Raw genomic sequence first — 15,171 nt, forward strand, 5'->3', positions numbered from 1 at the left:
TTTCCTGCGTATGCCGTCTAAACATTTGTCGACGCCCCCCGAAAACCCCTCGCCGGAAAGGCATCGGCCTGAATTACCATTGCCGGGAGCCCGCGCATATGAAATATCTAAGCGAGCTCGACCGGGGAATTGAGCAGGTCACGGGGGGAACACCATGGACGGCGCCGAGCGCGTTTGGCATGCTCACACATTCGATAAATTCGAACGACCCGGCCGCCGGGTCACCGTCATCGGAGCCGGAATCTCCGGCCTCACAGCCGCCCTCGAACTGGAACGCAGGGGGTACTTCGTCCGGGTACTGGAAGGTACCACGCGCATCGGCGGACGCATTCACACCCACCGGTTCGGATCCGGCCCCGGCGCCCCATCCGTGGAACTCGGCGCCATGCGCATTCCGTCCCACCACCGGAACACCCTGGATTACATTCACCGTACGGGACTGGACGGGAAACTCCGCTCCTTTCCCACACTCCTGTCCGACGAAAACACGTTCCTGCGCACCGGAAGCGGATTCATACGTGTCCGGGACGCCGCCCGCACCCTGCGCGAGGACTTCCGGCGCGAACTGGAACGCGACCGCCCGCGGCGGGGCCACGACGAGGGCCTGGTGGTCTTCGGCGCCTGGCTCACCGCCATCGTCGACGCCATCGCCCCGCCCGACCTGCGGGCGGCGCTCCGCGCCGACCTGCGCCACCAGCTGCTGGACCTCGTCGCCGGGGTCGACCCCCACCCGTATCTGCGCGGACCGGCCGGCGACCGGGTGGACCTCCACGCGCTGTTCGCCGACCACCCGGGCATCCGGGCCGGCTGCAGCGCCCGGCTCAACAGCTTCCTCGACGACATCCTCGCCGAGACCAGCCCGGATCTGCTGCGGCTGCACGGCGGCATGGACCAGCTGACGCGTGCCGTGGCCGGCCGGCTGCGCGGGCCGGTGCTGCTCGGCCACCGGGTCACCGGCATCGACGTACGCGACGACGGGGTGCTGCTCACGGTCCGCGCCGGCGCCCGGACCTGGGCGGCGCACGCGGACCTCGTCGTGTGCACCGCGCCGTTCCCGGCCGTCCGCCGGATGCGGCTGCGCGGCCTGGACACCGACAAGCTGGCCGTGCTGCGGGAGGTGGACTACTGCCCGGCCACCAAGGTGGCCGTCCACTGCCGCGAGGCGTTCTGGCGCGAGAGCGGAATCCAGGGCGGCGCCTCGTTCACCGGAGGCCGCGTACGCCAGACGTACTACCCGGTGCCCGACGGCGATCCGGGGCGCGGCGCCGCGCTGCTGGCCAGCTACACCATCGGCGAGGAGGCGGCCCGCTTCGGCCGGATGTCCGTCAGGCGCCGTCACCGCCTCGTCCTCGACGAGCTCAGCGTGGCCCACCCCGAGCTGATGACCCCCGGCATGGTGCTGGACGTCGTCAGCGTGGCCTGGGGGAACGTCGCCTGGAGCGGCGGCGGTTGCGCCTTCCGCTGGGGCAAGAGCGACGAACGGTGCGCGGAGGAGCTGCGCCGGGCCTTCCGACCGGTGGGCCGGCTGTTCTTCGCGGGCGAGCACTGCTCGGCGGCCTCCGCGTGGATCGAGGGAGGCATCGAGTCCGCGCTGCGCGCCGTCGAAGCGGTGGAGCGGCACGAGCCGGCCCACCGCACCACGACCGCCGCCGGGCGGCACGACCCCGCGGGAGCCCTGTGATGAGCGTCTTCGACCTGCCCAGGCTGCACTTCGCCGGAACCGCCACCACCAAGCTGCCGACCGGCCCGCGCTGCGGGCTGGCCGACCTGGCGGCCCACCGGGCGCTGACCGACGACGGACCGTTCCCCGCCGAACGGCCCGCCACCGAGTACCACGACTGGCTGCGACGCCGCGGCCCGCACTACGACGCGGCCGGACGACCCACGCCGGACGGGGAGTTCAGCGCCGCGAAGGGCTGGAACTTCGACGGCAACGGCCACTTCTGGATCACCGCCGAGGTCGTCTCCGTGGAGGGCCCCGACGCCGCGCCCGGCGACCCGCCGGCCACGGACGACCCGGTCGTCGGGCGCGCCGTGGACGTCTGGGGCCACTACAACGACTACCTGCGCACCACCGTCAACCGGGCCCGGGTCTTCGACCTCGACCCGGCCTCCGGGTGGACCACGGCCCTGATGATCGGCCGGTTCGGCTTCGGCCGCCTCGGCCGGTCCCACGACGACGGCTATATGCTCACCGGCCCCGTCGCCGGTCTCCAGCCGCCGCGCTGGATCGACTTCGGGCACATCCTGGACGTCGGCGAACACGTCCTGGCCCACCAGCTGCGCTACTGCGCCGTGCACCAGTTCGTCCTGACACCGCCCGGCGGCCCGGCGGGCGGGCTCGGGTGGCTGCCGGACAGCGCCCTCTCCCCCGCCGTCGGCGCGCTGCGCCGGGCGGCGGAGGACGCCGACGGGCTGGTGGTCCAGTTCGCGCTGGACGCCATGACGTCGCCCACGGTGCCGGACGCCCCCAGCCACTGGCGGGTGCGCGGCACGATCGCCCCCTGGCGGGCCACGGAGATGCGCTCCTACCCGGCCGGGCGGCTGCTCGTCCCCGCGCCGGGGGCCGGCGGGGCGCTGCACCACATGACGGTGGAGGTGGCGGAGGGCCGGGCCGGCCTCAACATGGTCTCCGCCGTGCCCCTCACCCACCGGGCGCCCGGGGCCGGCCCCGGCCCGCTGCACCGGCTCGGGCCGCCGCTGGACGCCGGCGAACTGGAGCTCCGCACGGCCGGCTCCGGGCGGCTGATCGCCCGGGTGCCGGCCGGCGCCTACCCCTCCGACGCGACCTCGGGCGTCGTCACGGTCCCCGCCGAGCCGGGCTGGGAGGCGGCGGCGGACGAGGGGCTGTGTCTGACGGGCACCGTCCCGGACGGCACGGGGCGGCGGGCGACGCTGCTGACCGAGCGGGAGGTCAACGTCCAGACGGACGAGGCCCTGGTCGTCCTCCACCACCGCGACCGCGCGCACGGCCACGACCACGCGGTCGGCGTGCCGCTGCGGTCGTTCGTGCGCGGCCGCCCGGCGAGCGCGGGCACGGTCCGCGCCCTCCAGTACTTCAATCCCCGCGCCCTGCCCGCCGACCCCGTCGCGGGGGCCGCCGCGGCCCGGTGCGACGACGCCGTGCTCCTCGGGATGCGCGACGAGGGCCCGTACGCCGCCTCCTGCGCGGTGGAGACCGACGCGCACGGGCGCGGCCTGCTGACCCTGCGCGGCGAGGCGGCCGGCACCTGCCGCGTCCTGCTCGCCGCGGACCCGGCCGCCGTGCCGCCCGTCGACCCGGCCGCGCCCGGGTCGGCGTGGGCGGCGTACGACGACGCGGACGCGCTCGGCTTCTGGGCGGGCGCCGGGTCGCTGGCCGTGCGCGTGCTGCCCGACGACTGGCACCTGGACGACGTGCCCCGGCCCGAGGTGGACTTCGCGCTGCTGCACCGGGAGGTCTTCGCCTACTACGAGCATCTGTCGGGCTTCATGCGGGCGGAGGTCTTCAGCCTCGCCGACCGCTGCAAGGTGGAGACCTACGCCGAGCTCGTGTGGCAGATGTGCGACCCCCGCAACAAGGACAAGACGTACTACATGCCGCCCACCCGCGACCTCACCGACGCCAAGGCCCGGCTGCTGCTCGCATATCTGCGCAACCAGCAGGCGAGGACGCGTCCCCCGCTCACCGTCCCGGCGGTGCTGGGCTCGGGGCCGCCGATCAGCACCCGCGGCGAGCTGTGGACCGTACTGAAGCAGGCGGCGGCGCTGGAGCTGGCGGTCACCCTCCAGTACCTCTACGCGGCGTTCTCCGTGCCGACACACGGCGCGGGCCGGGAGTACGTGCGCCGGGGGCAGTGGACCGCCGGGCAGCTGGAGCTCGCGTGCGGACAGGGCGGGGCGACCCGCGACGACGGGATCCGGGGCGTTCTGCTGGACGTGGCCCGGGAGGAGATGATCCATTTCCTGCTGGTCAACAACATCATCACGGCGATGGGCGAGCCGTTCCACATCCCGCTCGTCGACTTCGGCACGATCAACACCGAGCTGCCGGTGCCGCTGGACTTCGCCCTGGAGGGGCTGAGCGTCGGCAGTGTGCAGCGCTACATCGCCATCGAGCAGCCCGCGGGGCTCGTCCCCGACGTCCACCGGGAGGGCGGCGGCGGGCGGAACGGCGGGCCCCGGCCGCTCGGCTTCACCTGGAGCTCGGTCAGCGAGCTGTACGCGGGCATCCGGGAGGGCCTGCGGCGCGTCCCCGACCTGTTCCTGGTCGAGAAGGGCCGCGGGGGCGGCGAACACCACCTGTTCATGCGCGAGTCGGTGAACACCGCGCACCCCGACTACCAGTTGGAGGTCGACGACCTCTCCAGCGCCCTGTTCGCGGTGGACTTCATCACCGAGCAGGGCGAGGGCGGGGTCCTCGGCGGCGCGGCGCCCGCGGAGTCCTCGGCGTCCTCGGAGGACTCGCACTTCCAGAGCTTCCTGCGGATCGGCGAGGCGCTCACCACCGAACGCGTGCCCGGCCCGTACGGGCGGCTCCTGCCGTGGAACCCGGCCTACCCGGTCCCGCGCAACCCCACGCTGGGCCGGGGCGGCGGCGCCAAGGAGGCGGTCACCGACCCCGAGGCGCGCGCCGTGGGGCGGCTCTTCAACCACTCCTACCACCTGATGCTGCAACTGATGGCGCAGCACTTCACCGAGAGCCCGGACGGCAGCCTGCGGCGCTCGAGGCTGATGAACGCGTCGATCGACGTGATGACCGGCATGATGCGCCCGCTGGCGGAGCTGCTGGTCACGATGGAGTCGGGCCGGCGCGGCCGGACCGCGGGCCCCACCTTCGAACTGGACGCCCGGCCGGCCGGCGTGCCCCGGCCCGACGTGGCCCGCCGCTCGCTGGCCCTGCGCCTCGACCACCTGTCGGCGGCGGCGCGCAAGTGCGAGCCGGTGCCCGCGCAGGTCGCCGACATGGCCGCCTTCTACGCCGACTTCTTCCGCCGGAGTGAGGAACGAGGGGCATGAGGAACACCGCGACGACGTACGACGAGACCGACGTCCTGATCGTGGGGGCCGGCCCGGTCGGCCTGGCGCTGGCCCTGGACCTGGCGTACCGGGGCGTCGCCCACACCGTGCTGGAGGCATCGGACGGCGCCGTCCCGCACCCGAAGGTGGGGACGGTCGGGCCCCGTTCGATGGAACTGTTCCGGCGCTGGGGCGTCGCGGACGCCATCCGCGCCGCCGGCTGGCCCGCCGACCACCCCCTGGACGTCGCCTGGGTGACCGCGCTGGGCGGGCACGAGATCCACCGCCTGGACTTCGGCACGGTCGCCGGCCGGCCGGAGCTGCCCTGGACGCCCGAGCCCGAGCAGGTGTGCCCCCAGCACTGGCTGTCCCCGCTGCTGGCGCGGGCGGTGGGGGTCCACCCTGCGGGGCCGCTGCGGCTACGGCACCGCGTGGAGGAGGTCGCCCGGGACGACGAGGGGGTCACCGCCACGGTGACCGGCCCGGACGGGGACGCCGGGCTCCGGACCGTTCGGGCCCGGTACCTGGTCGCCTGCGACGGTGCCTCCTCGCCCGTACGCAAGGCGCTGGGTGTCGCGGCGCCCGCCGCGCACCCCACGCGGGTCTTCCGCAACATCCTCTTCCGGGCGCCCGGGCTGCGCGAACGCCTGGGCGACCGGACCGCACTCGTCCACTTCCTGGTCCGGCCGGGCGGGCTGCGCTTCCCGCTGCGGTCGATGGACGGCCGGGAGCTCTTCCGGCTCACGGCCGGGGACGAGCTGGCCCTGGAGGGCGACGCCCTCTCCCTCGTCCACTCGGCCATCGCCTTCGACACCCCGGTCGAGATCCTCTCCGAGAACGTCTGGCACCTCACCCACCGCGTCGCCGAGCGCTTCCGCGCCGGCCGGGTGCTGTTCGCGGGCGACGCCGCGCACACGCTCTCGCCCTCCGGCGGCTTCGGGATGAACACCGGCATCGCGGACGCCGCCGACCTCGGCTGGAAGCTCGCGGGCGACCTGGCCGGCTGGGCGGGCCCCGGGCTGCTCGACTCCTACGACGCCGAGCGCCGCCCGGTCGCGGCGCACAGCCTGGAGGAGGCCAACGCCCATCTGCTCCGCACGGTGCGCCGCCCGGTGCCCGAGGAGATCCTGCTGGACGCCCCCGAGGGCGCGGCGGCCCGGGCGCGGCTGGCGGAGGGGCTGCGGAAGAGCGGGGTCCGGCGCGAGTTCGAGTCGCCCGACGTGCACTTCGGCCACCGCTACGACTCCCCGCTGATCGCGGCCGACGAGGCGGGGGACGCGGGCGACGGGGACTGGCGGCACACACCCCTGCCGGGCGGCCGGGCGCCGCACGCGTGGCTGGCACCGGGGCGCTCGGTGCTCGACCTCTTCGGCCGCTCCTTCCGGCTGCTGTGCGCGGCGGAGCCGGACGAGGCACGGCTCAAGGAGTTCGAGGACGCGTTCGGCCGGCGGGGCGTGCCGCTCGACGTCACGCGCTGGGACCGCGCGGCGGCGCCGGAGCCGTACCGCGGATCGCACGTGCTGGTCCGCCCCGACGGCCATGTCGCCTGGCGGGGCACGGCCCTTCCGGCGGACCCGGACGGCCTGGCGGACACGGTACGGGGCACCGTCACCCCGGGGGGCGCGCGATGAGCGGTACGCCCCTGCCCCCGTTCCGTACGGCGGACGTCCCCGTCCCCGACCCGTACCCCCTCTACCGGCGCTATCGCGAGCGGGACCCCGTGCACAGGGCCGCCGACGGGTGGCTGCTCTTCCGCCACGACGACGTGGCGAGGGTGCTGACGAGCCGGCACTACGGGCGCGGCGCGCTGCCGTCCCGGCTGCCCGGGGACTGTCCCCATCTGCGGCGGACCACCGCCAACTGGATGGTCTTCATGGACCCTCCGGAGCACACGCGGGTGCGCGCGCTGGTCGCCAGGAGCTTCACGCCGCGCATCGTCGACGGGCTGCGCCCGCGCATCCGCCGACTGGCGGCGGAGCTCGCCGAGGGGCTGCGGGAGTCGGCCACCGCGGACCTGGTGGACCGCTTCGCCGCGCCCCTCCCCATTCTGGTCATCAGCGAACTGCTGGGCGTCCGCGCGGCGGACCGCCCGTGGTTCCGCGCCCGGGCCGTGGACCTCCAGCAGGCCACCAGCGCACGGGCGGCGCGGCGGGCCGACGGGTTCGCCGTGGCGGACGCGGCGGCGCGGGAGCTCGACGCGTACTTCCGGGCCGAGCTGGCCCGCCGCAGGGCGGCCCAGCACCGCTACGACGCCGATCTGATCGGGGGGATGCTGCGCGCCGAGGAGCGGCTTCCGCTGGGGGACGACGTCCTGGTCGGCACCTGCATCCACCTACTGACGGCTGGTCACGAGACGACCACCAACCTGTTGTCCAAGGGCCTGCTCGCACTGCTGGTCCACCCGGATCAGCTCGCCCTGCTGCGGTCCCGGCCCGAGCTGATGCCGGGCGCGGTGGAGGAGCTGATCCGCTACGACTCGCCGGTGCAGATGATCAGCCGGTGGGCGTACGCGGACGACGGGATAGGGGGCCGGGCGATAGCCAAGGGTGACAAGGTGACCCTGGTGCTGGGCTCCGCCAACCGCGACCCGGCCCGTTTCCCCCTCCCCGATCTGCTCGACGTCCGCCGTGACGCGCGCCGGCACGCCGGCTTCGGCATGGGCGCGCACTACTGCGTCGGCGCCCCGCTGGCGCGCGCCGAGGCCGAGGCCGGCCTGCTGGAGCTGCTGCGCGCGCTGCCGGGGCTCGCCCTGGCGGACGAGCCGGTGCGCTACGCCGACGACCTGGTCTTCCACGGGCCGTCGCGGATGGTCATAAGGACGGCGTCATGAGGACCGGCCGAGGTCAGTTCTTGGGTACGAACCACCGCCGCAGGTAGTCCTCCAGGGCCCGCTGGTCGGCCAGCCGCGCCCGCAGCCCGATGTGGCCGTCGGGCCGTACCAGCAGCATCGTGCCCCCGGGCAGCGCGCCGTCGTCGAGCTGCCCGGGCCGCAGGACGGAGACGTCGGCGGGGATGGCGTACCGGCCGACGAGCCGGCTGAGCGGGGCGAACTGGTGGTCGTTGCCGACCGCGTCGCCCTCGGTGACGAGCAGCAGCGTCCACCGGTCGTAGGCCAGCAGGTCGTGCGCCCCGCCCCGCTTGCCGCCCTCGCCGACCGGGAGGTCGGGCAGCCGGTCCCCCGCGCGCAGCGTGCCGCGCGCGCCCGCCGTGTCGGTGGACAGGGCGCTGTCGCGGTGGTGCCGGGTGAGCTCGCTGAGCAGGGCCCTGCCGCGCCGGTTGAACCGCTCGCTGCCCAGCAGCACCGGGCCCAGGAGCCGCATGGCGCCCAGGGTGGCGGGGGCCGGCGGCAGCTCCAGGAGGTTGCGCCGCATCTGCCGCATGATCTCCTGGGCCACGCGCCGCTGTTCCGCGGAGTAGGTGTCGAGGAGGGCGTCGACGGCCCAGCCGCGGTGCACGGCGGCCAGCTTCCAGGCGAGGTTGTGGGCGCCGCGGAAGCCGGTGTTGAGGCCGCGCCCGCCGACCGGGGCCCACATGTGGGCGCTGTCGCCGGCCAGCAGGGCCGGCCCGTGGCGCAGGGAGGCGGCGAGGCGGTCGTGGAAGCGGGCGCGGTTGAGCCACGGCGGTTCCGTCGGCAGCAGCCGGGTGGCCGGGTCGTGGGCCGCCCGGGCCACCAGGTCCCGCATCTCCGCCGGCCCGGGCGGGTCCATGAGGCCGGGGTCGGGGTCCTGGCAGAAGGCGAAGAAGCGGTAGCCGCCGCCGGGGCGCGGGGAGGCGATGAGGCAGACCCGGTGCTCCAGGAAGAAGTAGGTGACGTCGGTGGCGACGGGGTACTTCCACTCGGGCACCGCGTTGATCTGGAGGGCCTGGAGGTCGGCGCGGCGCTCGCCCTCGAAGGCGATGCCCAGGGTCTTGCGGACGAGGCTGTGCGCCCCTTCGCAGCCCACGACCCAGCGGCAGGAGATCGTCCGCCGCCGTCCGCCGGGACCGCGCACGTCGGCCTCGGCGCCGCCGGCGGACGTGCGGACGGCCAGGGCCTCGGTCTCCCACTCCACCGCGGTGCCCGTCTCGGCCAGCCGCTCGGCCAGCAGGCGTTCCATGGCGATCTGCTCGATGCCCAGCGGCCGGGGGAAGGCGGTGTGCGGCATGGCGTTGTCGTGCCCGCCGACGAAGCGCCCCCGGACGTGCATCTCGGCCCGGCGCAGCGGCAGTCCGCGGTCCATGAAGCGGTCCGCGCAGCCGAGGTCGCGCAGGATCTCCAGCGCCCGCTGCCAGATGACGCTCGCCCGCACCTCGCGCTGGGTGCCGGGCTTCTTGTCGACGACGCCCACGTCGAGCCCGTACTGCCGGAGCGCGACGGCGAGCGCGAGGCCGGTGGGCCCGCCGCCGATGATCAGGACATCCCGGCAGGAGTCGTCGGTCATGGTGTCCCCCCGTTTCCGCTTCATCCCTCTTCCTCATGGTCCGGGATGACCCGCCGGGGGTTCAATAGGAGGCTATTCTCCGATATTAGCTATTTCGTACGAACCACCGTCGCATGTACGCCTCCAGCTCCTCCACCCGATCGGTACTGAGCCCGATGTGCCGGTCGGGGCGGACGAGCACCAGAGCCGTCGCGGGCAGCCGGCGTTCCATCCCCGGGTCCAGTCGCGGCCGCACCACCGCGACCCGGTCGGCATGACGCCCCGTCAACGCCAGGAGGCGGCCCTCGTCGAGACGCGCCCCGGGGGCCGCCAGCAGGGTCCAGCGCCCGTACGAGAGCGCGTCGTGCAGCCTGCCCCTGCGGCCCGCGAGCGTGACCGGCGGATCGGCCAGTCGGTCACCGCCCCCGCCCTCGGACAGCGCGCTCTCGCGGTGGTGCATGGCCAGGTCGCTGAGCGTCGTCCGGATCCGCTCGGCGAACCGCTCGCTGCCCATCAGCCGCGGCCCGGCCAGCCGCATCCCCTTGAGGGTGACGGCGGTGGGCGGCAGCTCCAGCAGGTTGTGCCGCATCTCCCGCATCACCTTGTGGGCGGTCAGCCGCTGTTCGGTGTCGTAGGTGTCGAGCAGCTCCACGGGGGCCAGGCCGCGCCGCACGGACGCGAGCTTCCAGGCGAGGTTGTGGGCGCCACGCAGCCCGGTGTTGAGCCCGTGCCCGCCGATGGGCGCCCACAGATGGGCGCTGTCCCCGGCGAGCAGCGCGCTGCCGGAGCGCAGCGTCGCGGCCACCCGGTCCTGGAAGCGCGCCCGGTTGGCCCACGGCGGGTCCGTGGGCGTCAGCCGTACGCCGGGGTCGTGCGCGGTCCTGGCCACCAGGTCGCGCATCTCCGCCACCCCGGGCGGCTCCTCCACCGAGGGGTCGGGGTCGGTGCGGAAGCAGAAGAAGCGGTAGCCGCCGCCCGGCCGGGGCGAGACCCCGAGCGAGGCGCCGCGCTCCAGGAAGAAGGAGATCCGGTCGGAGTGGTGCGGATGCCGCCACTCGGCCGTGGCGTTGAGCTGTACGCACTGGAGGTCGGGCCGCCGATCCCCCTCGAAGGGGATGCCGAGCCCTTTCCGCACCACGCTGTGCGCGCCCTCGCAGCCCACGACCCAGCCGCAGCGGACGGTGCCGGTGCCCCCGCCCGCGTACCGGAGGTCGACCTCGGCCCCGTCCTCCGTCACCCGCGCCGCCTGCGCCTCGGTGGACCACAGCAGCTCGCCGCCCACCGCCGCCAGCCGCTCCCCGAGCAGCCGCTCGACGGTGTCCTGCTCGATGGACAGCGGATACGGGAACGCGGTCCCCCCGCACCCCATCGCCATGCCCCCGACGTGCCGCCCCTCGGCGAACAGCTCCACCCCGCGCAGCAGCACCCCCGCCGCCACCATCTCCTCGGCGCAGCCCAGGTCCGCCAGCACCTCCAGCGCCCGCTGCCACACCACCCCGGCGCGCGCCTCGCGCTTGCCGCGCGCCTCCTTCTCCACGACGACGACGTCCACGCCGTACCGCCGCAGTCCTATGGCGAGCGCGAGCCCGGTGGGCCCCGCCCCGATGACCACGACGTCCCGGAAGTCCCCCATCACTGTCTCCCCCCGTCGAGCGCTCAAGGCCCTGCCTCCACCTTGCCTCGGAAGTCGGCGCGGGGGTACCGGCAAAAGAGAGAACCCCGGCGGAGGCCGGGGTTCTCATGGGTTCCGCCGAACGCTCAGGCGCTTTCCTCGGCGCCCGAGGGCTTCGGGACGAGGAAGGACGTCGCCAGCGCGGCGGCCATGATCACGACGCCCGCGATCATGCCGGCCGTATAGCCGGTGGACGAGGACGGGTCCGAGGGCTGGGTGGCCGTCTTGACCGCGTAGAGGAGGGCGAAGCTCAGACCCGCGCCGAGGTTGAAGGCACCGGCGTTCAGGCCCGGCAGGAAGCCCGGGTTCTCCTTCGGGGACAGCACGATGCCCAGACCGTTGAGGACGATGTTCGCCACGCCCGCGTAGGTGATGCCGACCAGCAGCGAGGTCACCAGCAGCAGGACCCGCGAGTGGGCGGGAACGGTGAGGATCATCAGCACGACGGACGCCGCGGACCCGACGAGGCCCAGCCGCAGCACGCGACCGTAGCCGTAGGTGGCCGCGAGGCGGCCGGCGACCGGGCCCATGGCCAGACCGGCGAGGGCGTACGGGGTGAGGGTCCACCACGCGGAGGCCTCGGCGGACATGCCGAGACCGGCGTGCACGTCCTGGGCGAGGGACGGGATGAGGCCGTTCATGACCGCGAAGACGCCGGTCATGGTGAGCACCGTGGTGAGCAGGGTCGCCCACGTACCGCGCTGCTTGAGGTGGCGCGTGGCGACCAGCGGACGGGTGCCGCGGTCCTGGGTGCGCCAGAACAGCGCGAAGGCGGCGGCGGAGACGGCGGCCAGGGCGGCGATCATCGCCCAGTTCGCGGCGGCCAGCTTGCCGGCCTCGTTGAGCGCGACGAGCAGGGAGCCGACCGACACCACGAGGAGCGCGACGCCCGGCCAGTCCATCCGGTCCGCACCGGCGACCTTGGACTCCGGGGTCATGAACGCGGCGAGGGCGGCCGCGAGGACGGCGACGACGGCCATGACCCAGAACACGGACTGGAAGCCGTGCTCGTCGGCCAGGAAGCCGCCCGCGAGGGAGTCGACGCCGGCGACGCCACCGTTGACGGCCGTGATCACGCCGAGCAGGGTGCCGTAGCGCTTGGGCTCGGTCACCTCGACCCGGAGCATGATCAGGCAGAGCGGAACGGTGGGTCCGGACGCGCCCTGGAGGATGCGCCCGGCGAACAGCATGGGCACGCTCTCCGCCAGCGCCGCGACGACGCACCCGACGGCCATGAGGACCAGCATGCCGACGAGCACCTTGCGGCGGCCGACGATGTCGCCCAGCCGGGGCAGGAAGAGCGAGAACAGCGCCGCCGAGGTGAAGAAGGCGGTCTGGGTGAGCCCGATCTCGGCCGAGCTGGCGCCCAGGCTGTCCTCGATGCTCTTCAGCGCGGGGCTGAGCATGCTGGCGTTGAGCTGGAAGGCGATACAGGCGGTCAGGAGCGCGGTGACCAGCACACCCACGCGGACGGGACGGCGGCCCGTCACATCGGTGGCGGACCGGTCACCGGCGACGCTGTCCGCGCGTTCGGTGGTGGAAACGTTCATGCTTGATGGATCTCCGCTGGGAACTGCACACACAGAAAAACCCCAGCTCAGCTGGGGTTTTTCGTTGTGTCCGAGGGGGGACTTGAACCCCCACGCCCGATAAAGGGCACTAGCACCTCAAGCTAGCGCGTCTGCCATTCCGCCACCCGGACCAGGTGTCTGTCTCTGCGGGGTGTTCCCCGCGGCGACATGGATAACTCTATCAAGGTTTCGGAGTGCCTTTCACCAGGCCTTTCGTCCGGGGCATAAGGTCCATGCATGGTCGATCCCGGACATTCCACCGCCCCGGGTGGCCCCAGACGGCGGCCGCGGGCCCTGTCGCCCCTGCGGGAGCACCTCCGGGACACCTTCTGGTTCACGCCCACGGTGGGGCTGGTGGGCGCCGGCGTGCTGGCCACCGGGGCGCTGGCGGTGGACGAGCTGCTGATCAGGACGCTGCGCGAGCACGGGGACGACGCCGCCGTCGCGTCGCTGATCGGGATCGCCGACGACGCCAAGACGATCATCACCACGGTCGGCTCGGCCATGCTGACCTTCATCGGCGTCGTCTTCTCGATCTCGCTCGTGGCGCTCCAGATGGCCAGCGGCCAGTTCTCGCCGCGCGTCGTACGGCTCTACGTCCGCAGCCGGATCACCAAGTGCACGTTCGCGGTGTTCCTGGCCACGTTCCTCTTCACCCTGCTGGTGCAGGCGTCGTACGAGGGGAACGACGATCCGCGCACCGTCACCACCGTGCCCGTGGTCTCCGGCATCGCGTGCGTCCTGCTGGTGCTGGTGAGCCTGGGCCTCTTCATCGCCTATGTGAACTCCACGCTGCGGCTGATGCGGGTGAGCCACGTCATCGACCGGATCACCCGGGAGTCCTTCCGGGTCATCGAGCGGTACGCGGCCGGCGAGGACCGGTCGGTCGCGCTGCCGCACGCCGGGGCCGAGGTCGCCCACACGGGGGCCGCGGGCGTGCTGCGGGACGTCAACATCGCCCGGCTGGTGCGGGCCGCCCGCCGGCAGGGCGTGGTGCTGCGGCTCGTCCCGCGGATCGGGGACTTCGTGGTGCCCGGGACCCCGCTGCTGGCCGTGCACGGCGGCACGACGGCCCCGCCGCGGCGCGCCCTGCGCTGGACCGTCTACGTCGGCGTCGAGCGCACCTTCCACCAGGACCTGGGGTTCGGCCTCCGGCAGCTGTCGGACATCGCCCAGCGCGCCCTCTCCCCCGCCGTCAACGACCCCACGACGGCCGTGCAGTGCCTCGACCGGATCACGCAGTTCCTCGCCGCCGTCGCCGGCCGACCGCTGGGCGCGCTGCACCACCGCGACCGCCGGGGTGCCGTCCGGCTCGTCCAGGACCTGCCCGGCTGGGGCGACCTCGTCGACCTCGGCTTCACCGAGGTCCGGGGGTGCGCCACGGACAGCCCCCAGGTGACCCGCCGGCTGATGGCCGCCTTCGAGGACCTGTGGTGGCTGGCCCCCGCCGAGCGGCGGACGCCGCTGGAGCGGCACCGTACGCTCCTGGAGCAGGCCGTGGAGCGCACGGAGCGCGAGGCGGCGGACCGGGACTTCGCGCTGCTGCCGGACCGCCAGGGGATCGGCTAGGGCACCCCCGGGCGGGCACCCGACCGAGGCGGGGCCCCCGACCGAGGCGGGGCCCCCGTCGCGTGAGAGCGTTCGTCGCGTACTCACTCACTTCACTCCGGGACTGATCGCCATGGGACGGGTCACCGAACGCCGCCGCGTCATCCGCATCCGGGACGGGGCCCAGAGCGCCCGCCCGGACACCCTCGTCGCCGAGGAGCCGCTGGAGATCCGGCTCAACGGCAAGCCGCTCGCCATCACCATGCGCACCCCCGGCGACGACTTCGCGCTCGCCGCCGGCTTCCTGGTCAGCGAGGGCGTGCTGGGGGCCGCCGACGAACTGACCAACATCGTCTACTGCGCGGGCGCCACGGACGACGGCTCGAACACGTACAACGTCGTCGACGTCCGGCTCGCGCCCGGCGTACCCGTCCCGGACACCGGGCTGGAGCGCAACGTCTACACCACCTCCTCCTGCGGCCTGTGCGGCAAGGCCAGCCTGGACGCCGTCCGGACCACGGCCCGCTGGCCCCTCTCCGACGGGCCGGCGCCGCTGCGGATCGAGCCCGCCCTGCTCTCCGAGCTCCCCGGCCGGCTGCGCGCGGCCCAGCGGGTCTTCGACCGCACCGGCGGGCTGCACGGCGCCGCGCTCTTCAGTGCCGACGGCGAGCTCCTGGACGTGCGCGAGGACGTGGGGCGGCACAACGCGGTCGACAAGCTCGTCGGGCGGGCGCTGCAGCAGGGGCTGCTGCCGCTGTCGGGCACGATCCTGCTGGTGTCGGGGCGCGCCTCCTTCGAGCTCGCCCAGAAGGCGGCCATGGCCGGCATCCCGGTGCTGGCGGCCGTGTCGGCCCCGTCGTCGCTGGCGGTCGACCTGGCGGCCGAGACGGGGATGACGCTCGTCGGCTTCCTGCGCGGCGCGTCGATGAACGTCTACGCCGGGGAGGAACGCGTCGTGCTGGACCGGGCCGACGGGGAGTGA

The 15,171-nt window shown here is 74.0% G+C and carries 9 protein-coding genes and 1 tRNA gene; 6 read left to right on the forward strand and 4 right to left on the reverse strand.

Translation table 11 applies throughout. The features are described from left to right. Positions 1–154 precede the first annotated feature (154 nt). The 4 genes from AC07BS_RS19715 to AC07BS_RS19730 are packed head-to-tail and all read left to right on the forward strand — an operon-like array spanning position 155 to position 7,828. Positions 155–1,681 carry a flavin monoamine oxidase family protein gene (locus AC07BS_RS19715; protein ID WP_478640161.1) on the forward strand — a complete coding sequence of 509 codons (1,527 nt, stop codon included), beginning with the start codon at positions 155–157 and terminating at the stop codon, positions 1,679–1,681. Further along, positions 1,681–4,998, forward strand: a complete 3,318-nt coding sequence (locus tag AC07BS_RS19720; RefSeq protein WP_478933426.1) for a ferritin-like domain-containing protein — start codon at positions 1,681–1,683, stop codon at positions 4,996–4,998. Before AC07BS_RS19715 ends, AC07BS_RS19720 begins: the two co-directional genes overlap by 1 nt. After that, on the forward strand, positions 4,995–6,629 hold the full coding sequence (locus AC07BS_RS19725) for an FAD-dependent monooxygenase (RefSeq protein ID WP_478933428.1): 1,635 nt from the start codon (positions 4,995–4,997) through the stop codon (positions 6,627–6,629). Before AC07BS_RS19720 ends, AC07BS_RS19725 begins: the two co-directional genes overlap by 4 nt. After that, on the forward strand, positions 6,626–7,828 hold the full coding sequence (locus AC07BS_RS19730; protein WP_478933430.1) for a cytochrome P450: 1,203 nt from the start codon (positions 6,626–6,628) through the stop codon (positions 7,826–7,828). The genes AC07BS_RS19725 and AC07BS_RS19730 overlap by 4 nt, the downstream gene beginning before the upstream one ends. 13 nt (positions 7,829–7,841) lie before the next feature. Here AC07BS_RS19730 and AC07BS_RS19735 read toward each other — a convergent pair whose 3' ends face one another. From AC07BS_RS19735 to AC07BS_RS19750, 4 genes are all read right to left on the reverse strand, one after another. Continuing rightward, positions 7,842–9,443: an FAD-dependent monooxygenase gene (locus AC07BS_RS19735; RefSeq protein WP_478933432.1), complete on the reverse strand. Its 1,602-nt coding sequence runs from the start codon at positions 9,441–9,443 to the stop codon at positions 7,842–7,844. 61 nt (positions 9,444–9,504) lie between these two features. Further along, positions 9,505–11,031, reverse strand: a complete 1,527-nt coding sequence (locus AC07BS_RS19740; RefSeq protein WP_478933434.1) for an FAD-dependent monooxygenase — start codon at positions 11,029–11,031, stop codon at positions 9,505–9,507. 125 nt (positions 11,032–11,156) lie between these two features. Then, a complete protein-coding gene (uriT, locus tag AC07BS_RS19745) occupies positions 11,157–12,620 on the reverse strand; it encodes a uridine transporter UriT (RefSeq protein WP_478933436.1) in 1,464 nt (487 codons plus the stop codon). A 67-nt stretch (positions 12,621–12,687) separates the two neighbouring features. Further along, positions 12,688–12,772: transfer RNA gene (locus AC07BS_RS19750), tRNA-Leu, on the reverse strand. A 106-nt stretch (positions 12,773–12,878) separates the two neighbouring features. Between AC07BS_RS19750 and AC07BS_RS19755 the strand changes: the two genes are divergently transcribed. Together AC07BS_RS19755 and fdhD are read left to right on the forward strand one after the other, a co-directional pair. Further along, entirely contained in the window at positions 12,879–14,210 is a 1,332-nt protein-coding gene (locus AC07BS_RS19755; protein WP_478933438.1) for a DUF2254 domain-containing protein, read from the forward strand. A gap of 112 nt (positions 14,211–14,322) precedes the next feature. Next, positions 14,323–15,171 (forward strand): formate dehydrogenase accessory sulfurtransferase FdhD, encoded by an 849-nt coding sequence (gene fdhD, locus AC07BS_RS19760; RefSeq protein ID WP_478933440.1) that lies wholly within the window; start codon positions 14,323–14,325, stop codon positions 15,169–15,171.

The sequence above is a fragment of the Streptomyces sp. NPDC044063 genome, assembly GCF_056434285.1.